Origin of the sequence: Marinobacterium rhizophilum (genome assembly GCF_024397915.1) — a bacterium.
Lineage (GTDB): Bacteria > Pseudomonadota > Gammaproteobacteria > Pseudomonadales > Balneatricaceae > Marinobacterium_A > Marinobacterium_A rhizophilum_A.
Map to the genome: position 1 here is coordinate 1,054,538 of NZ_CP073347.1, position 22,022 is coordinate 1,076,559.

Below are 22,022 nucleotides of genomic sequence, written 5' to 3' on the forward strand. Positions count from 1 at the left end.
GGCATCAGAAGGTGGGCGGTGTATGGGCGCTGACAATGCGGCAGATTTTTTTGCTGCGGTTACGGAAACGGTGCGGGATCTGGGTTGAAAACGAATAGCTGTCACCGGCATTCAGGCGGTGCACTTCGCCGCCGATGGTCACTTCGATGGAACCTTCGATCACGGTGCCCGCCTCCTCGCCTTCGTGGGCCATCATCTCGGTGCCGGTATCGGCGCCGGGTTCGTAGCTTTCGATCAGCAATGCCAGGCCGGACTTGTTTTCAACGCTGCCCACCAGGCGCAATGCGATGCCATCACTGCCGATATCAATCAGTTCGTCCGGCCGGTACACCACCTTGTCGTGGGCATTCAGGTCCACGGTAAAAAACTCGGTGACCGACATCGGAATGCCATCGAGTATTTTTTTCAGTGAGCTGACCGACGGGCTGACACGATTCTGTTCTATCATCGAAATCGTGCTGTTGGTCAGTCCAACCCGCTTGGCCAGTTCCCGCTGCGAGAAACCGTAGATCTGGCGGATTTTTTTGAGCCGGTCACCTACATCCACTCTTCAGACTCCCATCCTGATAAATATATTGATCGCCGGGCGTTGATCGGCCGCATCATAGCATGCCGCGACCGGATGAAAAGCGCAGGCCGCCTGCGGTCGACGTGCAATGCCAGGGTGCGAATGCCTGACGCTGAACACCGGCCTCAGGTCCTGCGTGCACGGGAGCGGGCCCGGCAGGCGCGACCAAAGGCCCTGAATATGGACTGATAAAAAGGATGCTCTGCCAGTTTCCATTCAGGATGCCACTGCACACCCAGCAAAAAGCCCGCGTTCGTGTCGGCGAGGCTAAAGGCCTCGATCAGGCCATCGGGGGCCAGGGCCTCGACCCGCAGCCCGGGCGCGAGGCGCTCCACACCCTGCCCGTGCAGGGAGTTGACCTGCTGCGTAAGTGCATTATTCATCAACTGTGCAAGCTGCCCCCCTTGCTGCAAGGTAACCGGATGGCGCCTGGCATACTGCTGCTGCAGGGGTTCGTCCTTGTTTTCCCTGTGATCCTGCAGCCCTGCCACCGCATGCACCGCCTGATGGAGGCTGCCGCCCAGAGCCACATTGATTTCCTGGAAGCCACGACAGATACCCAGAACCGGAATCCGTTGCGTGACGGCCGCCCGGATCAGGCCGAGGGTAGTAGCATCGCGCAACGGGTCAGTCTGCATACTGTCCTGTTGCCAGGCCGCGCCATAATGGCTGGGGTCGATATTGGAATAGCTGCCAGTCAGCAGTATGCCGTCCAGGTGCTCGAGCATCTCGAGGCACTCTTCACCCAGTGCCGGCAGTAGCACCGCCGCGGCATCGGCGCCGCTGCGCACCGCCTGGATATACTTGTCGCCGACCATATGGAAAGGGTGCTGTCCAACCAGTCCGGTACAGGCGGGAACCCCTACCAGCGGCCGCGGTGCTCTGGCGCTTGACTGAGTTTTCATGAAGCCCCTCGATTGATCTTTATATTCATCGACCATTAATGCGCTGAAACAGCTGCATTTCCGTAGCACGAGTCGATTTTGCAATATCGAAGCAAATAAGGAAACAGATAGGGGTAATATAATCAAAAAATGCGGCACAATTGATCAATAAATTGATCGCCCGGTATTGACCGCCAGAATTCGGTGTCGCTAAACTGTTCGATATAACAAACATCAAACCAGGTTTGTTCGGGCCGCTTCCGGCCCTCCCACGCTTAACGGGCGTGACCCCAAGAAACGCAAGGACAAGACCATGTCTTCCCACAGTCAGCACACCGAAGCCGCTACCTTTCTGCAACAGAATCCGGACATGGAGGCCATTGACCTCCTGATTCCCGACCTGAACGGTGTTATCCGCGGCAAGCGCATCGAGCGCGAAGGGCTGGAAAAGGTCTATCAGGATGGCGTAAACATGCCGGCATCCCTGTTTTCCCTCGACATTACCGGCAATACCGTCGAGAGCTGCGGCCTGGGACTGGAAATCGGCGAGCCCGACCGGATATGCCGGCCCGAGCCCGGTACCCTCAAGCTCGCGCCCTGGCAGCGCAGGCCGATGGCGCAGTTGCTGATGCACATGTACAACGAGGACGGCTCGCCCTTCTTCGGCGATCCGCGCCACGTGCTTGCCCGCGTGTTGCAAAAATTTGACGCCCTGGGCCTGACCCCGGTGGTTGCCGTTGAGCTGGAGTTCTACCTGATCGATCAGGAACGGGATGAGGAGGGCCGTCCGCAGCCGCCGGTTTCACCCCGCAGCGGCAAGCGCGACGAACACACCCAGGTGTACTCCATTACCAATCTCGATGATTATGCCAACCTGCTAGAAGAAATCGCCCAGTACACCGCCGAGCAGGATATCCCCGCCGATACCGCCGTGGCGGAAAACGCACCGGGCCAGTTCGAAATCAACCTCAAGCACCAGGACGATGCGCTGGCGGCCTGTGACAATGCCCTGCTGCTCAAGCGGGTCATCAAGTCCGTGGCGGAACAGCACGGTATGGAAGCCTCCTTCATGGCCAAACCCTACGGCGAGGAAGCGGGCAATGGCATGCACATTCATATCAGCCTGCTGGATGCCCAGGGCAACAACCTGTTCGCCCAGCACCAGCAGATGCTGGAACACGCCGTGGGCGGCCTGCTGCAGCTGATGCCGGCGTCCATGGCGCTGTTTTGCCCCAACGTCAATTCCTACCGCCGCCTTCAGCCTGGCTACTACGTGCCAATCGCGCCCAACTGGGGTTATGACAACCGGACCGTGGCAGTACGCATCCCAGCCGGGCCGGACGATGCCACCCGCATCGAACACCGCGTGTCCGGTGCCGATGCCAACCCCTACCTGGTCATGAGCGCCCTGCTGGCTGGCGTGCATCACGGCTTGCAGCAGGAAATCAAGCCCGGCCCCGACACTGAAGGCAATGCATTCGCGGACGAATCCATAGGCCTGCCCATCCGCATGCCGGAAGCGCTCGAATTGTTCCGCCAGAACGAGGTGCTGCGTCAATACCTGGGCAGCGACTTTGTCGACCTGTATGACGGCTGCAAGTCCGATGAGCTGAGCCAGTTTGAGCGTCATGTGAGCGAACTGGAAACCCGGTGGTACTTGTCGACGCTGTAACGGATCCATCCCTGCGGGCCTGGAACTGAGCGGCTTCAGGCCCACTCACCCCATGGCTGCCCGGTTTCTATTTATATAAATATCAAGGTCTTGCGATGGAAACATTAAACGATCTCTATATCGGCGGGCACTGGGTCCCGGCCGGCGGCGCGCCGCGTCAGCTGATCAATCCCGCCGATGGCAGCGTGCATGCCTGCGTTCGTGACGCCAATGCCGAGGATGTTGACCTGGCGGTCCGCGCAGCGCGGCGTGCCTTTGCCGCCTGGTCCGCAACCCCAAGCGCCGAGCGCGCCGCCTGCATCGAGCGCATCTGTGACGGGCTGCAAGCCCGCAGTGAAGAGCTGGCCGCAACCATCAGCCGGGAGATGGGCATGCCGCTGCACCTGGCCCGGGGCTGGCAGGTGGCAGGCCCCATCACGGGCATGCGCTCCTTTGTGGCTCGCACGGCACTGATGGACGAGGTTCGCCACGAAGGTCATTCGCTGATCCTGCGCGAAGCAATCGGCGTCTGTGCCTTCATCACGCCCTGGAACGTACCGCTACACCAGCTGGTGGGCAAGGTGGCGCCAGCGCTCGCGGCCGGCTGCACCATGGTGCTCAAACCGGCTGAAGCCACCCCGTTGCATGCACGAATATTTGCCGAAGTTGCGCACGCTGCGGGGTTGCCGGCGGGCGTGTTCAACCTGGTGACCGGTGATGGGCCCGGTGTCGGCGAGCCGCTGTGCACCCATCCTCAGGTAGATATGGTGTCTTTTACCGGCTCTACCCGGGCCGGCGTGCGCATTGCCCAGATGGCGGCGCCGGATATAAAGCGCGTGTGCCAGGAGCTCGGTGGCAAGTCGCCGCTGATCATCACCGAGGATGCGGATCTTGCGGCGGCAATTCGTTTTGGCGTACGCGACCTGATGGTCAATTCCGGTCAGATCTGCTGCTCGCTCAGTCGCATGCTGGTGCCGCGCAGCCGTTACGCCGAGGCCGTTGAGCTGGCGCGCCGGGAAGTCGAGGCCATTCGGGTCGGTCACCCCGAGTCGGACGAGAGCTTTATGGGCCCCATGAGTTCGGCTGCCCACCAGGCGCGGGTGCTGGAGGCCATTCGCCAAGGCCTGGCCCAGGGCGCCCGGCTGGTCTGCGGGGGCACCCAGCCACCCCAGGGGCTCGAGCAGGGCTGCTATGTACGCCCCACGCTGCTGGCCGATGTGACTAACGATATGGGCGTTGCCCGGGACGAGATTTTTGGCCCGGTCCTCTGCATGCTGGCCTTTGAAGGCATCGAAGATGCCATCGAGCAGGCCAATGACACGCCCTACGGGCTTGCGGCCGCCGTGTGGGCGGCGGATATGGATCAGGCGCAGGGCATTGCCCGTCGGCTGCGCGCCGGCCAGGTAAGCATCAACGGCGCCGGCTGGAACTACTGCGCGCCCTTTGGCGGTTACAAGCAGTCAGGCAATGGCCGCGAATGGAGCGATGAAGGCTTGAGTGAGTTTGTCGAGATCAAGTCGATCCAGCTGCCTGAATAGCGCCCCTTCGCGGCACCAGGGCACTCAATACTGACTGAAATCCGCCAGCGCCGGTTCAGGTGGCTGTGCGAACACGAGACATCAAGATGACAGCACAACAGCATACAGCGTCCTATTACGCCGCTTCCGCCAATGACACCCGGCAGCGGCCGGCCTTGCAGGGCGAAGCGACGGCGGATATCTGCGTCATTGGCGCAGGCTTCACGGGCCTGTCAAGTGCGCTGCATCTGGCCGAGCAGGGTTTCAGTGTGATTGTGCTCGAAGCCAGCCGGATCGGCTTTGGTGCGTCCGGCCGCAATGGTGGCCAGATCGTACACAGCTACAGCCGCGACATGGATTTTATCGAGCAGCATTACGGCGCAGATACCGCCGATGCCATGGGGGCCATGGCATTTGAAGGTGGTCGCATTATTCGCGACTTTGTCCAGCGTTACCGTATCCAGTGCGACCTGAAGGATGGCGGCATCTTTGCCGCCTGCACCGGAGCTCAGCTGGATGCTCTGGCAAAGAAAAAACGCCTGTGGGAAAAACACGGCCATCAGCAGCTGGAAATGCTGGATGCCGACAGCATTCGCCAGCATATTGGCTCCACTCGCTACACCGGCGGCCTGCTTGACCGCAGCGGCGGGCATTTTCATCCGCTCAACCTGGTGCTCGGCGAAGCGGCCGCGCTGGAGTCCCTCGGCGGCGTCATCTACGAAGACTCAAAGGTAGTGCGGGTCGAGCAGGGAGCCCGGGTACGGCTGCATACCGGTCAGGGATCGGTGAGTGCGGCCCATGTAGTGGTCGCCGGCAACGCCTACCTTGATGGCCTGATTCCGCAGCTGGCGCAAAAATCCATGCCCTGCGGCAGCCAGGTACTGGCAACAGAGCCTCTCAGTGCCGCTGTGCAGCAGGCGTTACTGCCGCAGGGCCAGTGCGTCGAGGACTGCAACTACCTGCTGGACTACTACCGCCTCAGCGGCGATGGCCGGCTGATCTATGGTGGCGGCGTGACCTATGGCGCGCGCGAGCCCGGCAGGATCGAGCAGCTGATTCGCCCGAACCTGATCAGGACCTTCCCGCAGCTGGCGACGGTAAAGGTGGATTTCGCCTGGACCGGCAACTTCCTGCTGACGCTGATGCGGTTGCCGCAGTTCGGCCGTATTGGCAGCAATATCTACTATGCCCAGGGCTACAGCGGCCACGGAATCGCCAGTTCCCACCTGGCGGGGCGGTTGATATGCGATGCCATTCGCGGCGAGTCCGAACGTTTCGATGTATTTGCCGGCCTGCCGCAGTACAACTTTCCGGGCGGGCGCTTGCTGCGCGTGCCCCTGACGGCCATGGGCGCCTGGTACTACAGTTTGCGCGACAAGCTGGGCGTATGACCGCTGTCCGGGCTAACGGGCTTTAATGCTGTGCGCAGGCGGGCTCCAGGGTGCCAAGCATCCGGTCCCATTCGTCCAGATCCAGATCCTGCACGCCCTTGTTGCGAAAGCGATCCTGCGCCCTGAGCCAGTCATTGATGCAGGCCTGCTTGGCCCCCTGCTGGGCGCTCAGAAAGGCGCTGGGGTCAATCCGCACGCCCAGCACATCCAGTGTATCGGTCTTGAAGTTATAGGACTTGATAATGCCGCCGGCACAGGCGCCGGCGCCATTGGCGACATCCAGGTAGGGTTTCCAGTCCATAAAGGGAGGCTGGCTGCGACTACCTCCCACCCTGCCCGGCTGGCTCTCGCCGGCATGCTGCAGCATGAACAGGCGCCATTCATTCAGGCGAGTCGGATTCAGCAATCGAAAGGGTGTTGCCGCCGACAGGTAGATCAGGCGCTCGGCGCCCACCTCGGACACGCGCAGCGCGCCATCATTGCAGCGATCACCTCCGGGTACATAGAGCAGCGGTTTTACCACCCGGTTTCCCTGTGGCTGCAGCAGCAGCCAGATGGAGCTGCGCAGGTTGCCGTAGCCATTCGCGGCCGTGACCTCGAACAGGGTCCATTTATCGTCACCGGTCTTGCTCGGCCAGTGCCCTGCCACGGCATAGGCAATAAAGCCGCGAGCATATCCTTCATCGGTGCGACGCTGAGCCGTGTACGTGAGATCTGCCGCATCCTGGCCGGGAAAGATAACCACCGGGTACTTGCCTGGCATTGCGTCGCAGGTGACCGGGCTAAAAGGGCTGTCGCCGGTCAGCCCTGCCAGCAGCTGATCAAAGCACAGCGGATGAATGGCGGCGCCAGGCGGAAAGACAGGATCGTCGGCGTTCAAGGGTGATATCGACAGCAGGCCCGACAGCGCGAGCCCCATCAAAAACCGTCGCATCGCTCACCTCCCCGCCCCCGGCACGTCCTGTCTGCCTGTCGGTGCTTTCGTCTGGGTTTTGCTTCTGTGTTTTCGAATGCCGTCCTGGGCTGGATATTTTTTAAGTGTTGTCGTTAAGACAGGTGCTGACCAGAATTTGCACCGTCTTTATGGTCATGTACAACGCCACTTAGTTGCACGAAATCGCTACACAGGCGCCAAGTTCAGCCTGCGTCCTCGAACTCGCCGCATTCAATCCGCTGCGGTTCCGTGAGCAGCTCGGTGACAAAGGCCGACGGGCGGGCGCCGTTGTACAGCAGATAAACCCGATGGCGGGCGCGGGTCAGGGCCACGTAGAACAGCCTGCGTTCTTCCGCGTGCGGGAATGTCTCACCGCCTGGCAGCAACGCATCAAGCAACGGATCCTGACTGCGCGCGGCAGGGAAACCGTACTTGCCGCTCTCAAGCCCCAGGATGATGGCAAAATCCGCTTCACGGCCCTTGGCGGCATGCAGGGTACGACATTCCAGCTGCAGCTGGTCAAAGCGTTGCCGCAACTGTGCCAGGCGCGGCTTGTCCGGCAGGCTGAAACGATTGCGCGCCATGATCAGCACGCTGGCGCCTTGCTGCTGCGTGCTGCGCTGGCTAACCGCTTCGAGCGTACGCTCGAGCACCGCCGGGTCCGCTGCCGGCTCTCGGCTGCGGTGGACCAGCAGCGAAATCGCCGGGGCGCTTACCTCGGTCTGGCTGTGCAGCTGCTTGGGCAGCTGTGCCTTGTTGCGCAGCACAAAGCGGGAGGCCACATCGCCGATGCTGCTGTTAAAGCGGAAGGTCTGCTCGAGTGCCGTGACGGTAGCCTTGCCAAAAAAATCGCCAAATCCGGTCGTCAGGCCAACATCGCTGCCGGCGAAACGGTAAATGGACTGCCAGTCGTCACCCACGCCAAAGAGCGAGGCGCCCGGCACGGCGTCACGCAGGGCCCGAACCAGCCGGGCACGCACGTTCGACATGTCCTGGAATTCATCCACCAGAATGTGCTGCCAGGGAGAAGCAAATCGCCCCTGCTCCACATAGTCCAGTGCCCGCGCGATCATGTCGTCGAAGTCGATTTCGTCGCTGGACTGCAAAAGACGCCGGTAGGCATCATGCAGGGGCTGCAACAGCGCCAGTGCCTGCTCCAGGCGCAGTGGCTCATCACTGGCATCAATCCGCGCCCGCAGCTGGGCGGCGTCATGCTGCATCATCCTGCAGCAACGCAACAGCTGGGCCAGGTGCGCGCACAGCGGCTGCAGCAGCCCTCGCTCGCGCACGCGCGCCAGCCGCTCTTCGTCGGGCCTGGGCTCTGGCACCAGCCGGTACTCGCCCAGCTTTCGCGCCAGGGTTTCAAGCAGGCTGCCGTCGTGCTGCTGGTACAGATACAGCTCGATGCGGCGCTGCCCGTTGTCGGCGGCCGCATTGCGCCGCACCTCGAGCCTTTGCCAGTAGTGATCGGCGTCCAACCAGGCGGGGGTTGCCTGCTGCGGATCGAGCCAGAGCAGATCGATACAGATGTCCTGCGCCGGCAGGTAAACCTCGGCGCCGGGGCCCTCCCCGCGATAGCGATACGCAATGCCCTGACTCCAGAGCCAGTCGGCGATAACGCAGGCGGCGCTGCTGTGTACGGTCTCATCTTCCAGGGTGCGCAGGTTCAGCCCGTGCACAAAACGCTGGTAGTCCCCTTCGCTGGCAAAATCGAACGGACTGTCGCTGGCGTGACGCAGGCACAGCAGGTAATCCAGCACCTGGCGTCGGTATTCAGGCAGGTCCAGCAGGGACTCGAATTCCCGGCACATCCAGTGACCCAGCTGGGTCTCGTCGTCCGCCAGGGGACTGATGCGTGGCCTGCGGCCTTCGACGCTGGCGATAATGCGCTGCCCCAGGGCATGGAACGTCATGGTATCCAGTTCGATACCCAGCCGTGATTTCAGCCGCTGTTGCATTTCACTGGCCGCCTGGCGACCGAATGCCAGCAGCAGTATGGTTTGCGGCTCGGCCTGTGCGCTGGCAATCAGGTAGGCGGTACGCCCGATCAGCGTGCTGGTCTTGCCGCTGCCGGCCCCGGCGAGCACCAGGTTGTTATCGTCCAGGGTAATACAGGCGCGCTGCTGATCCGGGGTGAGCGGCAGGCGCTCAATACGCTCGAACAGGGTCCGGTGGCGGTCTTGCTGGGTCTTGAAGTAATGCTCGCGGTAGCGTTGCAGCAGTTGCGGGTCACCGCTGGCAATACGCCGCAGACGCTGACAGTGAATATCCGGCTGCGCGGGGGCCTGCGCCAGGGTGGCGTCCGTACGCGCCAGCAGGGCCGCGGCCTGGGCTTGCAGCTGCGGCCAGTCGGAACTGCGCACATAGCTGCGCCGCACGGCATCCTCGATACGCTGTAATTGCTGAGCGAAATCCGTTTCATGTTGCCGGTGCAGCTGCTGGCTGAATGTGCGCCAAAAGGTGCGGTGCCAGCGTCCGATCCAGCCCAGCTCGGGCATCGCCGGTGGTCGCGACTCGGAAGCGCCCGGCGTCCCGGGCCGGTCCGTCGGCGCCAGTCGATGAAACAGGCTGCCGGATTGCAGGCATGGCCTGGCTGCCAGTACGGACCAGGTAATCAGTCGCGTAGAGCTATCCCTGAGCCTGACAAGCAGCCCTTCAGGGCGGGTGGTCATGGTTGTCCAGTGACAGCCGAGCGGCCGTGCGAACAGCCGAACAAGCAGTGGCGGCGTAATGGTGTGGCTCAAGCGGTTGCAAGGCTCCCTGTATTCGGCGGCCGCGAGGTGGACCGCCGGTGCTGAGGCACAGTTTATAGGGCCTCAGCACGTCGAACGCAAGGCTGCAATGCGCCGATAGGGCTCAGGCCGCCCCGCCGACCTGCGCGAGCCAGTCATTGAGGTTGTAATAGTTGCTGATGCGCGCCACCTTGTTGTTACGCAATTCGAAGAAAGCCCCGGCGGGCAGGCGGTACTGCTGACCGCTGGCAGGTGGCAAGCCCTCATCGTTGTCGAGGTAGCGCCCCAGTACAACGAACTCGGCCGCTGCGCGTTGGCCGTCCGGGCTGACCATGATTTCGATATCGACCAGGCGTTCTTCATAGCATTGATTCATGCGCGCCATAAAGGCCGCGAAAGCCGCTTTTCCAACCTCCCTCCCGCCCTGGTTGATGTCGTGCACAACATCCTCGGTCAGCAAATCCAGAAAGGTCTGCATATCTGCGGCGTTGAAGGCCTGGTAATACTGTTCGATAAGGCTAAAGGCGGCGTCTCTCATGGGGTTATCCTGGGCTCCATCAGGTATCTGGGTACGGCAAAGGTGCGCTGCGGGTGCAGCAGTGCAAGCCTAGCAAACACCAGGCAAGTACTGCTGTGCCCGGGCGACACTTTCTTGCCTCGGGACGCAGCGCGCCGGGATGCTCGCGGAAAGTGCCGGATTTCACCTCGATGACACGGGGGTTGGTTTTCAGGTTAGGCCTGGTGGGCAGTAAACCCTCAGGCACTACATATGGCAGGCGGGTGATGGCCGGTTGTCGTAGCGGCTGATCAGCAAGGGATGGGGCCTGTACCAGCGCGCCGGGATGTTCGCGGAAAGTGCCGGATTGCATCTCGATGACATGCAGATTGGTTTTCAGGTTAGGCCTGGTGGGCAGTAAACGCTCAGGCACTACATGTGGCAGGCGGGTGATGGCCGGTTATCGTAGCTACTGATCAGAAAGGGATGGACCTGTACCAGTTCGCCAGTAACATCCGATTGCACCACGAATACCTGGTGACTGGGGGCCAGGTCGAGCTTGGCGAGGACCTCGTATTGAGAGGCGGACTTGAGTTGCGGCACGCCGCAGTCGTCCAGATCGGCTTCAAGGCGGATCAGGTCGCCGACACTGATTTCGTGCCAGATAAAACTGGTTTCCAGCAGAAGTTCGCTGGAGGTTTCCATTTGTCGCATGGCAACTCCTTGCCTGCACAGAGAATTACAGTATGGACCCGGCAGCCACTCCCTGCCCGGCCGCTGACAACCGCAAAGATCAGGGGTCGATAAGGCCGTGACGCATTGCCAGGTGCACGATTTCGGCATTGGCCTTGAGGTCCAGCTTGCGCTTGATGTTGGAGCGATGGGCATGCACGGTTTTGGGACTTAAAAACACTTCTTCGGCAATCTGTGACACCGAATGCCCGTCGGCCAGCATGACGAATATCTGCAGCTCGCGCGAGCTGAGCTGGTTGATGGGAGACTTGTCCGTGCTGGAATCGTCGAGCTGGTCCTGGATCGACGGTGAAAAGTAGCGCTCACCCGAATGCACCCGGATCACGGCATCGATAAGTTCGGACGGTGCACAACGCTTGGTCAGATAGCCCTTGACGCCGGCACCGATGACCTGGCTCGGGTAAGGTCGTGTTTCGCAGCTCGACAGCACGAGCACCCGCGCGCGCGCGTCATGGGCAAGAATGCGCCTTATAGCCTCCATGCCACCGCTGATTGATGATGAGCTGTCGGGGGCGCCTGCCTGGCTTGGCATGGTCAGATCCAGCACCACTAAGTCGGGGTTCAGGCTGCGAAACTGATCAAAGGCCTCGTGGCCATTACTCGCACTGGCGATGATGCGGATACGTTCGTCAGACTCCAGGATACGCTGGAAACCGTCGCGAACAACCGGATGGTCATCCGCAAGCAGTACACGTATATGGTCCATATTTTTCCTTAAAATTCAGGTGTTAACTACGTATACCTAGGGTAATACATCGTTAATCAGGGGGCCGGCGTCCGGCGTCACTGCCTCGGCTCCCCGGTAAGCTCCATAGGTCTCTATATCGCGAGCGCAGGCCGAAGCGATGGCTTCGGGTTTGATCTGGGCCGGCAGCGCCACCAGTTCGTCGCTGTATCCGATCAGCTGGATACCCTCTTTCTGGCAATGGCGCAGTACTTTTTCCAGCGCCCGTATGACTGCCACCTGGCGGTCATTGAGGCGATCCGGTGCAGCCCCCTGCTCTGCGCGACGCCGGCTGGTGACCTGGCGTATGGCATAGCCGTCTGCATCGAGCAGTTGCAGGGTCACGCCGGGCAGCTTTTCCCGCACCAGCGCCTGCTTGGCGCTATTAAACAATATTTCCGTGCCGCAGCATACGGCATCCTCGACGCCGCAGCGCCGCAGTGCATCCACAATGGTGGTGTAACTGGCATTATCTTCGAGTGTTATATCCATTTTTATACCCGGACAGCAGGACCAGAAATGACTCAGTGGGTGTCGGGGCAACGTCAACGACACCCTGTATTGTATAGCCTTTAATCGTGCGGCACCTTGTTGCCTTCTCGGCGCGCCAGTTCCAGCTCGAGCTGGTGGATGCGGTCCGTCAGGCTGCGCTCCTGCTCTCTTAGCTGCCGCCGCAGCCCGGCATTTTCCTGCGCCAGTGCTTCATTGCTACTGTGCAGGCGCTTGCCGTCCTCTTCCTGGATGCGCAGGCGCACACGCAGGTCGAGCAGCTGTTCGGTATCCGCATCGCCTGCGCCCCGCTCCAGCAACAGGGTCTGCTGCTTGAGCTGGCGAGCCTGTTCTTCATTATCGGACACCAGTCGAATAAGACGCTCTTCCTGTCGAAGGCGTTCAGACTGGCTGGTCTCCAGCTGCATTGATAATTGTTCGTTTCGCTCCAGCAACCGGGCATTCTGCTCCTGCAACTGGCGCAGATCGGTGGTGACGGCCAGATCATCTTGCCGAGCACGCTCGAGATTCTCGCGGTGTTGCCGCTCCAGCTCGGTACGCTGCTCGACAAAGCGCTGCTCGGCATAACCCAGCGCCTGATCCCACAGTTTGCCGGCGCTCAGCAACACGACTTCGGGCACTTCGGGGTGCTGGTTGCGGCGCGTAATGCGCTCACCCAGCGACGTCCACCAGTCTCCCAGGGCCTTGTTGATCGTTGTTAGGCTGCCGCTGCCGATCAGCTCGCGTACGTTTTGCTGCGTCGGACGCTTGCCCTGCTCCAACAACTGGTCGGCTGCAACGAACACTTTCTGGCGCGTATCAGAACCTGGTTTCATATCAATATTACACAATGCGTATTGTCATTCAGGCGAATCTCGCACGATCGGCGTGCCATGCTCGCGCAAATAGAACCAATGAAAACAGCAGGATAACCTAAAGCAGCGACACCGTCGCCGGAAGATGACAAAACAGGGAGTGGAAAGCGGGAAATAATGGAGGCTGGAGTCGGAATCGAACCGGCGTACACGGAGTTGCAGTCCGCTGCATGACCACTCTGCCATCCAGCCTCAAGGCGCTGCATCATACAGCAATACGGGTGCGGGTCAACCATGGAACAACCCTGCCCGCAGACATTTTGTTGAGTAGCGACTGCCGTGCACTTTTACCGCCGCGTAACAGCTTCGTGATTGGCGAATTCAATCGCAAGGCTCGGAGTGACCTGGACGCGATGCCCCGTTACAGTGGTGATATCTGTGACCGAATCGGGAGTCGCCTGGCAATGAACGCAAGACCGCCACGCAAATATAAAGCTCAAGGGGCGCCGGAGCAGAGCCCGCAGGAGACCCGTGCCGATCCGCGCTGGAGTGCCGTTGTGCGGCGCGATGCTGACGCTGACGGTGAGTTTGTTTACGGCGTAAGAACCACCGGTGTGTACTGCCGTCCCAGCTGCCCCTCCCGCAGCGCCCGGCCGGAAAACGTCAGCTTCTATGCCGGTCCTGCGCAGGCCAGCCAAGCGGGCTTTCGCCCCTGCAAGCGCTGCCGCCCCGATCAGAACTCGGCACAGGACGAACAGCGTCGTAAAATAGCCGAGCTCTGCCACCTGATCGATACGGCTTCCCAGCTGCCGACCCTGGCACAGCTTGCCACCCATGCGGGCCTAAGCCCGTATCACCTGCATCGCCTGTTCAAACAGCTTACCGGATTGACGCCCCACCAGTACGGCAAGGCCCGGCGGGCACAGCGCTTGCGCGAGGCGCTGGATCAGGACGGTAGCATTACCGACGCCTTTAACGATGCAGGCTACGGCTCCAGCGGGCGCTTCTATACAGAATCCACCCAGGTGCTTGGCATGACACCCGGCACCTATCGGGCTGCCGGTGCAAATACCGACATTCAGTTTGCCGTGGGTGAATGCTCCCTCGGCCCCGTGCTGGTCGCACAGAGCAATAAGGGTATCTGCGCCATCTTGCTGGGGGATGACCCCGATGCCCTGCTGCAGGATTTGCAGCGGCGTTTTGACAAGGCCCGGCTACTGCCAGGCGATGACGCCTTTATGCAGCACGTTGCCCTGGTGGCCGGGTTTGTCGACAGCCCCACCCGGGACCTGGGCCTGCCGCTGGACATTCGCGGTACCGCCTTTCAACAGCGGGTCTGGCTCGCGCTGCAAAAAGTCCCGCCGGGACAAACCCTGAGCTATGCGCAACTTGCCGAACGTATCGGTTCGCCCAGCGCTGTACGCGCCGTTGCGGGCGCCTGCGCTGCCAATGCACTCGCTGTCGCCATCCCCTGCCACCGGGTCGTACGCAGCGACGGTGGCCTGTCAGGGTATCGCTGGGGCATTGAGCGCAAGCGTGCCTTGCTGGAGAACGAGAGAGGCCTGGACAAGGCGTAGTGTCCGCCCGCCTCACGCTTTTCAACAACCTGTTACGGAAGTCGCGCCATGATTGCCAACCCGGATGCCGCCCTTTCCCCAGTAGCCACGACGCTACAGTGCCGCATTTCACTGCCCTTGGGATATCGGCAGGCTGATTTTCTGGCGTTTCATCGCCGCGATAGTGAGGAAGTGGCCGAACGTGTGACGCCCAGCAGCCTGGCCAAGGGGCTGCTCTGGGGCGACAGCGCCGCTTGCCTGTTCATCCTGTTCAGTGACGCTCATGCTCAGGTACGCCTAGAAATCGATCGCGTCTGCACTGGTCACCAACGCCTCGCGACTCAACTTGAACACAGGGTGCGGCTGATGCTGGGCCTGTGCCAGCCGATTGAGGCATTTGAGCGTCAGCACGGCTCGCATGCCCAGCTCGGTGCCCTGGTCCGCTCCTTCGCGGGTTTGCGCATACCGGTGGCGGCGAGTCCTTTCGAGGCGCTGAGCTGGGCCATTATCGGCCAGCAAATCAGTGTCGGCGCCGCAATCAGTATCCGGCGCCGCCTGATACGAGTCGCAGGCATCCGCCACTCAAGCGGCCTCTGGTGCTTCCCGCAGCCACAACAGATCGAGGCGCTGAGCCATGATGACCTGCGCGCTGCGGGACTTTCCGCGGGCAAGGTACGCACCTTTGACGCGCTCTGTGCTGCAATCGCCTCGGGTGAACTGTCGCTGGACGTACAGGGCGGACAGGCAGAGGCCCTGGGCGCGCAATTGCTGCAGATAAAGGGTATTGGGCCCTGGACGGTAAACTATGTCCTGATGCGCGGCTTTGGCTGGCTGGACGGGTCACTGCACGGCGATGTGGCGGTCAGGCGCGGCCTGCAGAGGCTGCTTGGCCTGGCCGACAGGCCGAGCGAAACCCAGACAAGAACCTGGCTGTCTGGCTTCAGTCCCTGGCGTGCACTGGTGGCAGCGCATCTCTGGGCCCTCGATGCCCGGCCAGAACCTTGACCTGCTAGCGCTGAACCAGGCAGTAATCAGTCGTTTCCCGATGTTCATGCCAGTTGTCCTCAAAACCATGGCGGATTTCATGCGTAATGCAGTCAGGGTAGTGATGGCGCAGTATCTGTATGTAACAGACCCCATTGCTGCAGTTGGCAAGACCCTGGGCGTCGGGGCGCTCTTCGATTTTGTCGACCAGACGGATATGGACGAAAACCTCATCACGCTGCGCCACCGGCGTCGAACTGCAGCCGGTCACAAGTACGCAGCCAAGCAACAACAGGCAAAGTGAGCAGCGCCTCCCTGCATGGCATTGCCTGTGGGAGGGTGCCTGCGCTGCTTGTGCAGCAATACGGACCGTGTTGCGAGTAGAAGCCAGGTGCGAGCGCAAGCCTGTCTTTGATAACGGGTATGCAGGTGCGCGCAGGGGCTTGCGCGGGGCTGGTTGCAACATGCCAAAACCTCGGCGTGGGGTTATGCAACTCCCTGTGTGTGCGATCTGAACCAAGTCACTTGCATCACTCAGATCGCCAGGTGCCACATCCCGCACCGGTGTCTAGGCACTGGTGGCTGATTTCTCAGCATGTAGGCATCGCGCAACAGACTTTTGTAGCCAGGTTGCGACTATTTTGTACCACTGCATAGTAGCTCAGAAAAGACATCAGTGATTTCAAGAGTGATAAGAAAGCCTTCTCCGGGCACAAGTCCGACTCGATGGTGGCAGTGTATGACCGCAAGCCACAGATCGTCGACACAAACGAATAACGCCTGTGCTAATAAGGTGCCGTAAAACTACTGTATAAAATTAAGGCTGTTTTTAGTTGGTGGGGACTAACGCGGGAGGGTGCATGGATACTGGTGCCCGGGACCGGAATCGAACCGGTACGCCCTTGCAGGCGAGGGATTTTAAGTCCCTTGTGTCTACCAATTTCACCACCCGGGCGAAAAATGGAGGCTGGAGTCGGAATCGAACCGGCGTACACGGAGTTGCAGTCCGCTGCATGACCACTCTGCCATCCAGCCTCGGATAGCGTCTTACAGGGCTTTTTATAATTGAAGGCTCAACTATAAAAATTGGAGCGGGAAACGAGACTCGAACTCGCGACCCCGACCTTGGCAAGGTCGTGCTCTACCAACTGAGCTATTCCCGCCTGCTCTGTAAGTGGTGCGTATTATAGAGACCTGCGTTTTAGTGTCAACACTGTTACTGAATTAATTTTACTTAAAGATTAAACACTTACAGATCTTCACCCAGCAGCGGCCAGGCGGCCTTGAGGTAGAGTACCATTGACCAGAAAGTGAGCAGACTGGCGCCATAAAGTGCCGCCACACCGGCCCAGGACAGGCTGGTATAGGGCGTAAAGGCGACCAGCAAGAGGATAGCGACCATCTGCAGCGTGGTTTTGATCTTGCCCAAACTGGAAACCGACACGCTGGCCCGCTCCCCCAGTTCCGCCATCCATTCGCGCAGCGCCGAGATGACGATTTCGCGACCAATAATCACCGCCGCCGGAATGGTGATCCAGAGCTGGCTGTAGGTTTCGACCAGCACGACCAGCGCCACGGCCACCATCAGCTTGTCGGCCACGGGGTCCAGGAAGGCGCCAAAGGGCGATGACTGATCCAGCTTGCGGGCCAGATAGCCGTCAAACCAGTCCGTCAGCGCCGCAATGCCAAAAATCACGGCGGCGGTCATGGGCGCCCATGCCTGGGGCAGATAATAAAAGAACACGAACACCGGTATCAGCAGGATCCGCAGCAGGGTCAATATATTCGGGATTTTCATGGAAAACAGCATACCTGCCAGAGGCTCTCCGGGGAGTCATGGATCGGGGTGAAGCGCGAAATAGATATCTTCCGCGAGTTTGCGGCTTATGGTAGAGACTTTTGCAATTTCTTCAACACTCGCCCGCTCTATCTCCTGCAATCCGCCAAAATGACGCAGCAATTCGCGCCGCCGTTTCGGACCTATGCCATCAATGCCCTCAAGGCGGGATGTTTTACGGGCCTTGCCGCGCCGTGCCCGATGCCCGGTAATGGCAAAACGGTGGGCTTCGTCGCGGATATGCTGAATCAGGTGCAGCGCCGGCGCATCGCCGGACAGGGTGATTTCCTCCCCGCTCTCAGCCAGCACCAGGGTCTCGAGCCCCGCCCGGCGGCTCGGCCCCTTGGCGACGCCGACAATCAGCACCTCGGTGATCTGCAGCTCTTCGAGCACGGCCCGCGCCTGGCTCACCTGACCCTTGCCGCCGTCGATCAGCAGAATGTCGGGCAGCTTGCCCTCGCCTTTCTTCAGGCGTGTGTAACGCCGCTGCAGGGCCTGGTGCATGGCGGCGTAATCGTCGCCGGCGGTAATGTCGTCGATATTGAAGTGACGGTAATCCGTCTTGAGCGGGCCGTTGCGATCAAATACCACACAGGACGCCACCGTTGCCTCGCCAGAGCTGTGACTGATGTCGAAGCACTCCAGCCGCTGCGGAACGCTGTCCAGCCCCAGAGCATCCTGCAGGGCAAGAAAGCGGTTGTAAACATTCTGCTTGCTGGCCAAATGGCTGCTCAGCTGCTGCTCGGCATTGGTCTGGGCCAGTCGTTGCCAGCCTGCCTTGTCGCCGCGCACACTGTGCTGCAGCGCCACCTTGCGACCACGGCGCTGAGCGAGAGCCTGTTCCAGGGCATTTTTGTCCGCCAGCGCGAGGGGGACTATCACCTGGTCGGGAATCTCCCGGCTCGCGCCCAGGTACCACTGGGCCACGAAGGCAGAGAGCACATCCGCTTCGGAGTCTTCTATCGACACCCGGGGATGGAACACCTTGCTGCCAATGATGCGTCCGCCGCGGACATAGAGCATGTGAATGCCGACGCCACCGGGCTTGAGTGCACAGCCAATAACATCGGCATGGCCTTCAAAGCCGCTGACATACTGCTGCTCCTGCACCTGCTGCAGGTTACTGAGCTGATCACGCAGTTGCGCCGCCTGCTCAAAATCCAGCTGCGCGGCAGCGGCCTCCATCTGCGCGGCCAGCTCCTGCATCACGGCATTGCTCTTGCCTTCGAGAAACATGCTGGCATGACGCAGGTCGTCGGCGTAGGCCTCCTTCGTGATCAGCTCCACACAGGGACCGCTGCAGCGCTGGATCTGGTACTGCAAGCAGGGGCGGCTGCGATTGCGAAAGAAGCTGTCTTCGCAGGGCCTGATCCGAAACAGCTTTTGCAACAGGTTCAGGCTTTCACGTACTGCCGTACCACTGGGAAAAGGTCCGAAGTAACTGCCCTTGGCGCGCCTTGCACCACGGTGAAAACGCACCGCCGGGTAAGCATCCCGGTCTGAAATAAAAATATAGGGGTAGGATTTGTCGTCGCGCAGCAGGATGTTATAAGGCGGCCGCTGTTCCTTGATCAGGTTCTGCTCCAGCAACAGCGCTTCGGTTTCGCTGTTGGTGACCGTCACCTCGATGTGCTGGATGCGGGCAACCAGCGCAGCCGTCTTGGGCGCCAGACCCTTGCTGCGAAAATAACTGCTCACCCTTTTTTTCAGGTTCTTGGCCTTGCCGACATAAAGAATGCCGCCATCAGGGCCATACATCTGATAGACACCGGGCCTGGAGGTCAGCCGCGCCAAAAAGGCCCTGGCATCGAAGGCTGCCTGCTCGTCATGGCGGGCACCGGGCTCGGCCGGTTCCAGAGAGACGGTAGAGCTGGCGTCCTGGTCCAGCGGTGCCTGATCAGCCGGTGGTACGGACATGATCGGCCTTGTTGGCAGCCATGTGCAAATGAACCGCTTCCTTGTGAATCTGCTGCAGCTGCTCACGGGTGTCGTCGCTGATTCCGGCGCCGCGGGACAGGGAGACCTCGAGAAAAACACCGATCTCGGCAAAGTGGTACAGTCGTGTATCAAAGCTCTTGGCGCGCTTGAGCTTGCTCAGCGACAGCTGGGCGCCACTGACGAGGATATAGTTGATGTCCGTATCGGACACCATCGGGCGGCGATCTCGCGCGCTGATCGGCTGGGTTTTGTCGGAGCGTTTCTGTACAAACGTCATTGAGCGGACCTTTTGCGGCGCGACGATGCGCGAAATGAATATTGTGATCTGTGAATGGGAGCTACTTTAAGTGAGTTTGGTGTCCTTGTGAACCTGCCAGCAGTCAGCCAGGCACAACAAAGTCTGCAAATACAGTTATTAAGCGAAGCCTGTGAGCAGAAGCGCGACCTCTTGTGGGCCGCCTTGGCCCCATCGCTGATGCGCTCGGCAGCACCGTCCTTTGACGCCTTGGTGCCTGCTTTTAGCGCCAGTACCTGCTCGCTTGATGTCTCGGCAGTCTCGCCGGCGCATCGAAGGCTGGGCCTATACTATGAAGACCTGATCGGCACCCTGCTATCCGGCGCCCTGCCCTGCGATCCCCTGAGCGTGCGCCGCAATGTGCAGTGCGCGCAGGCAGGCATTACTGCCGGCGAGTTTGATTTTTTGTATCGCAGTACAGAGCAATGGTTTCATTTGGAAACCGCGGTTAAATTTTACCTTTGCTGCGGCGATGGCAGCGCACTGGAGCACTTTGTCGGCCCAGGGCGACGTGATCGACTGGATATCAAATGGCAGCGCCTGCAGCAGCACCAGCTGCGCCTGGCGTCGCATCCGGTCGGCCGTGAATGTCTCGATCGCCTGGGTATCCGCAACGTGCACAGCCAGCTGCTCATGCCCGGTTACCTGTTTTACCGGGCGGGCGCGGAAGTACCCGGTAGCACCCTGCACCGGGAGATCAGTCCCCGGCATCAGCAGGGCTGGTGGCTGCCGCTGCGTGATCTGGAGCTATTGCCCGCCAGTCGCGATCATCGCTACGCCATTCTTTCCAAACTGCGCTGGCTGGCGCCTGCCCGCCTTGCCGACGACCAGGCACTGGACTGGCACGCGTTGCGCGAGCAGCTTGTAGCGCGTGCTGGCCCCGCCCTGGTGGTGCAGCTGTCCTGCGTGCCAGTGAGTGGATCACGCAACCGCTGGTGTGAAACGGGCCGCGGTTTCGTGGTACCGGACGACTGGGAGCCGACAGTTCTGGAGTCCCGCATCCAGAGCAGGCGCCACTGAGCTCCAGCGCTGAAAGCCACAAAGCAAAAAGGACGCCGAAGCGTCCTTTGATGTGCACATGCCAGGGTGCGGGATCAGTCTTCCGAGGCAGCCTTGGCCTTCTCGGGCGTTTCGTAGATCAGCAACGGCTCGGATTCGCCCTCGATGACACCCTCGTCAATCACGACCTTGGTGACGTTCTCCATCGACGGTAGCTGGTACATGGTCTCCAGCAACACCGCTTCCAGAATCGAGCGCAGACCGCGGGCACCGGTACGACGATCCAGCGCCTTGCGGGCGATGGCGCGTAACGCATCTTTGCGGAAATCAACCTCCGCACCTTCCATTTCGAACAGCGCCGCATACTGCTTGGTCAGGCTGTTCTTCGGCTCGGTGAGAATGGTGATCAGCGCCTCTTCGTCCAGTTCCGACAGCACGGCGATCATCGGCAGGCGTCCGACAAACTCGGGGATCAGGCCGAATTTCACCAGATCTTCCGCCTCGATTCCCGCCAGAATCTTGCTCATGGACTTGCCGTCATCCTTGCCCTTCACGCTGGCGCTAAAGCCAATCGAGCTCTTTTCAGAGCGGGCGCGGATTACCTGATCCATGCCGGCAAAGGCGCCGCCACAGATAAACAGGATGTTGGACGTATCGACCTGCAGGAATTCCTGCTGCGGATGCTTGCGGCCACCCTGGGGCGGCACCGAGGCCACCGTGCCTTCGATCAGTTTCAGCAGCGCCTGCTGGACGCCCTCACCCGAGACATCGCGGGTAATGGACGGATTGTCAGACTTGCGTGAAATCTTGTCGATTTCGTCGATATATACAATACCCAGCTGTGCCTTTTCGACATCGTAGTCGCATTTCTGCAGCAGTTTCTGGATGATGTTTTCGACGTCTTCACCGACGTAGCCCGCCTCGGTCAGCGTGGTGGCATCGGCAATGGTGAAGGGGACGTTAAGCATGCGCGCCAGCGTCTGGGCCAGCAGTGTTTTACCGCTACCCGTCGGGCCGATCAGGAGAATGTTGCTCTTGCCAAGCTCCACACCCTGCTCGCGCCGCTCCTTGAAGCGCAGGCGTTTGTAATGGTTGTACACGGCAACGGACAGAACCTTCTTGGCCTGTTCCTGACCGATAACATACTCATCCAGCGTTTTCTTGATCTCGGCGGGAATCGGCAGGCGATCGCTCTGCTCCTGACTCTCGATTTCCTGGATCTCTTCACGAATGATGTCGTTGCACAGATCGACACATTCATCGCAGATAAAAACGGATGGACCGGCAATCAGCTTGCGCACTTCGTCCTGGCTTTTGCCACAGAACGAACAGAACAGCTTGCTGCCTTCTCCGCCTTTACCTTTAGTTTCGTCGGACATTCGACTACCTCAACAGTGCGATCGCGTAAGCTTTATTGATAATGGCATCGCCGGGCAATTTCAACCCGCAATGCCAATTA

The 22,022-nt window shown here is 60.4% G+C and carries 20 protein-coding genes and 4 tRNA genes; 7 read left to right on the forward strand and 17 right to left on the reverse strand.

Translation table 11 applies throughout. The annotated features are described in order from the left end of the window. Nucleotides 1–4 precede the first annotated feature (4 nt). Both KDW95_RS04660 and KDW95_RS04665 read right to left on the reverse strand, forming a co-directional pair. Nucleotides 5–547 (reverse strand): cupin domain-containing protein, encoded by a 543-nt coding sequence (locus KDW95_RS04660; RefSeq protein ID WP_255855116.1) that lies wholly within the window; start codon nucleotides 545–547, stop codon nucleotides 5–7. Nucleotides 548–693: 146 nt separating this feature from the next. Then, a complete protein-coding gene (locus KDW95_RS04665) occupies nucleotides 694–1,473 on the reverse strand; it encodes a gamma-glutamyl-gamma-aminobutyrate hydrolase family protein (protein WP_255855117.1) in 780 nt (259 codons plus the stop codon). A gap of 292 nt (nucleotides 1,474–1,765) precedes the next feature. On the opposite strand from KDW95_RS04665, the gene KDW95_RS04670 reads away from it, so the two are divergent. The 3 genes from KDW95_RS04670 to KDW95_RS04680 all read left to right on the forward strand — a co-directional run bounded on the left by KDW95_RS04670 (nucleotide 1,766) and on the right by KDW95_RS04680 (nucleotide 6,011). Beyond that, entirely contained in the window at nucleotides 1,766–3,124 is a 1,359-nt protein-coding gene (locus KDW95_RS04670; RefSeq protein WP_255855118.1) for a glutamine synthetase family protein, read from the forward strand. A gap of 95 nt (nucleotides 3,125–3,219) precedes the next feature. Next, nucleotides 3,220–4,641, forward strand: coding sequence for an aldehyde dehydrogenase family protein (locus KDW95_RS04675; RefSeq protein WP_255855119.1), 1,422 nt, complete (start codon nucleotides 3,220–3,222; stop codon nucleotides 4,639–4,641). Nucleotides 4,642–4,727: 86 nt separating this feature from the next. Then, nucleotides 4,728–6,011 (forward strand): NAD(P)/FAD-dependent oxidoreductase, encoded by a 1,284-nt coding sequence (locus KDW95_RS04680; RefSeq protein WP_255855120.1) that lies wholly within the window; start codon nucleotides 4,728–4,730, stop codon nucleotides 6,009–6,011. 22 nt (nucleotides 6,012–6,033) lie between these two features. On the opposite strand, the gene KDW95_RS04685 is transcribed toward KDW95_RS04680, so the two are convergent. The 8 genes from KDW95_RS04685 to KDW95_RS04720 all read right to left on the reverse strand — a co-directional run bounded on the left by KDW95_RS04685 (nucleotide 6,034) and on the right by KDW95_RS04720 (nucleotide 13,206). Next, nucleotides 6,034–6,945 (reverse strand): hypothetical protein, encoded by a 912-nt coding sequence (locus tag KDW95_RS04685; RefSeq protein WP_255855122.1) that lies wholly within the window; start codon nucleotides 6,943–6,945, stop codon nucleotides 6,034–6,036. A 203-nt stretch (nucleotides 6,946–7,148) separates the two neighbouring features. Next, complete coding sequence (locus tag KDW95_RS04690; RefSeq protein ID WP_255855123.1) at nucleotides 7,149–9,617, reverse strand: UvrD-helicase domain-containing protein; 2,469 nt, start codon at nucleotides 9,615–9,617, stop codon at nucleotides 7,149–7,151. A gap of 184 nt (nucleotides 9,618–9,801) precedes the next feature. After that, nucleotides 9,802–10,215 carry a ketosteroid isomerase-related protein gene (locus KDW95_RS04695; RefSeq protein ID WP_255855124.1) on the reverse strand — a complete coding sequence of 138 codons (414 nt, stop codon included), beginning with the start codon at nucleotides 10,213–10,215 and terminating at the stop codon, nucleotides 9,802–9,804. A gap of 390 nt (nucleotides 10,216–10,605) precedes the next feature. Continuing rightward, the gene (locus KDW95_RS04700; RefSeq protein WP_255855125.1) at nucleotides 10,606–10,887 is read right to left on the reverse strand and encodes a hypothetical protein; all 282 of its coding nucleotides are present in this window, start codon (nucleotides 10,885–10,887) and stop codon (nucleotides 10,606–10,608) included. 79 nt (nucleotides 10,888–10,966) lie between these two features. Beyond that, on the reverse strand, nucleotides 10,967–11,632 hold the full coding sequence (locus tag KDW95_RS04705) for a response regulator (RefSeq protein ID WP_255855126.1): 666 nt from the start codon (nucleotides 11,630–11,632) through the stop codon (nucleotides 10,967–10,969). A gap of 36 nt (nucleotides 11,633–11,668) precedes the next feature. Beyond that, nucleotides 11,669–12,142 carry a response regulator gene (locus tag KDW95_RS04710; RefSeq protein ID WP_255855127.1) on the reverse strand — a complete coding sequence of 158 codons (474 nt, stop codon included), beginning with the start codon at nucleotides 12,140–12,142 and terminating at the stop codon, nucleotides 11,669–11,671. 80 nt (nucleotides 12,143–12,222) lie between these two features. Beyond that, nucleotides 12,223–12,975 (reverse strand): DNA-binding protein, encoded by a 753-nt coding sequence (locus KDW95_RS04715; protein ID WP_255855128.1) that lies wholly within the window; start codon nucleotides 12,973–12,975, stop codon nucleotides 12,223–12,225. Nucleotides 12,976–13,132: 157 nt separating this feature from the next. Next, nucleotides 13,133–13,206 (reverse strand) — tRNA-Cys (locus tag KDW95_RS04720). Between KDW95_RS04720 and ada the strand changes: the two genes are divergently transcribed. From ada to KDW95_RS04735, 3 genes are read left to right on the forward strand one after another with little or no spacing between them, the layout of a single operon-like run. Further along, nucleotides 13,185–14,531 carry a bifunctional DNA-binding transcriptional regulator/O6-methylguanine-DNA methyltransferase Ada gene (gene ada, locus KDW95_RS04725; protein ID WP_370646668.1) on the forward strand — a complete coding sequence of 449 codons (1,347 nt, stop codon included), beginning with the start codon at nucleotides 13,185–13,187 and terminating at the stop codon, nucleotides 14,529–14,531. The genes KDW95_RS04720 and ada overlap by 22 nt on opposite strands. A 48-nt stretch (nucleotides 14,532–14,579) precedes the next feature. Next, nucleotides 14,580–15,515 carry a DNA-3-methyladenine glycosylase 2 gene (locus tag KDW95_RS04730; RefSeq protein WP_255855129.1) on the forward strand — a complete coding sequence of 312 codons (936 nt, stop codon included), beginning with the start codon at nucleotides 14,580–14,582 and terminating at the stop codon, nucleotides 15,513–15,515. Next, the gene (locus tag KDW95_RS04735; RefSeq protein ID WP_255855130.1) at nucleotides 15,496–15,798 is read left to right on the forward strand and encodes a hypothetical protein; all 303 of its coding nucleotides are present in this window, start codon (nucleotides 15,496–15,498) and stop codon (nucleotides 15,796–15,798) included. The genes KDW95_RS04730 and KDW95_RS04735 overlap by 20 nt, the downstream gene beginning before the upstream one ends. Nucleotides 15,799–16,362: 564 nt before the next feature. Here KDW95_RS04735 and KDW95_RS04740 read toward each other — a convergent pair. The 6 genes from KDW95_RS04740 to KDW95_RS04765 form a co-directional block, all read right to left on the reverse strand. Then, nucleotides 16,363–16,449: transfer RNA gene (locus KDW95_RS04740), tRNA-Leu, on the reverse strand. Nucleotides 16,450–16,455: 6 nt separating this feature from the next. Next, a tRNA-Cys gene (locus KDW95_RS04745) sits at nucleotides 16,456–16,529 on the reverse strand. 52 nt (nucleotides 16,530–16,581) lie between these two features. Further along, a tRNA-Gly gene (locus KDW95_RS04750) sits at nucleotides 16,582–16,657 on the reverse strand. A gap of 86 nt (nucleotides 16,658–16,743) precedes the next feature. Beyond that, nucleotides 16,744–17,292, reverse strand: coding sequence for a CDP-diacylglycerol--glycerol-3-phosphate 3-phosphatidyltransferase (gene pgsA / locus KDW95_RS04755; RefSeq protein ID WP_255855132.1), 549 nt, complete (start codon nucleotides 17,290–17,292; stop codon nucleotides 16,744–16,746). 36 nt (nucleotides 17,293–17,328) lie between these two features. Further along, a complete protein-coding gene (uvrC, locus tag KDW95_RS04760) occupies nucleotides 17,329–19,248 on the reverse strand; it encodes an excinuclease ABC subunit UvrC (protein ID WP_255855133.1) in 1,920 nt (639 codons plus the stop codon). Further along, nucleotides 19,229–19,546, reverse strand: a complete 318-nt coding sequence (locus KDW95_RS04765; protein ID WP_255855134.1) for an excinuclease ABC subunit C — start codon at nucleotides 19,544–19,546, stop codon at nucleotides 19,229–19,231. Before KDW95_RS04765 ends, uvrC begins: the two co-directional genes overlap by 20 nt. A 198-nt stretch (nucleotides 19,547–19,744) precedes the next feature. On the opposite strand from KDW95_RS04765, the gene KDW95_RS04770 reads away from it, so the two are divergent. After that, nucleotides 19,745–20,584 (forward strand): DUF1853 family protein, encoded by an 840-nt coding sequence (locus tag KDW95_RS04770; protein ID WP_255856471.1) that lies wholly within the window; start codon nucleotides 19,745–19,747, stop codon nucleotides 20,582–20,584. Between the two features lie 74 nt (nucleotides 20,585–20,658). Here the strand turns inward: KDW95_RS04770 and clpX are convergent, their stop codons facing one another. Further along, on the reverse strand, nucleotides 20,659–21,942 hold the full coding sequence (gene clpX, locus KDW95_RS04775; RefSeq protein ID WP_255855135.1) for an ATP-dependent Clp protease ATP-binding subunit ClpX: 1,284 nt from the start codon (nucleotides 21,940–21,942) through the stop codon (nucleotides 20,659–20,661). Nucleotides 21,943–22,022 lie beyond the last annotated feature (80 nt).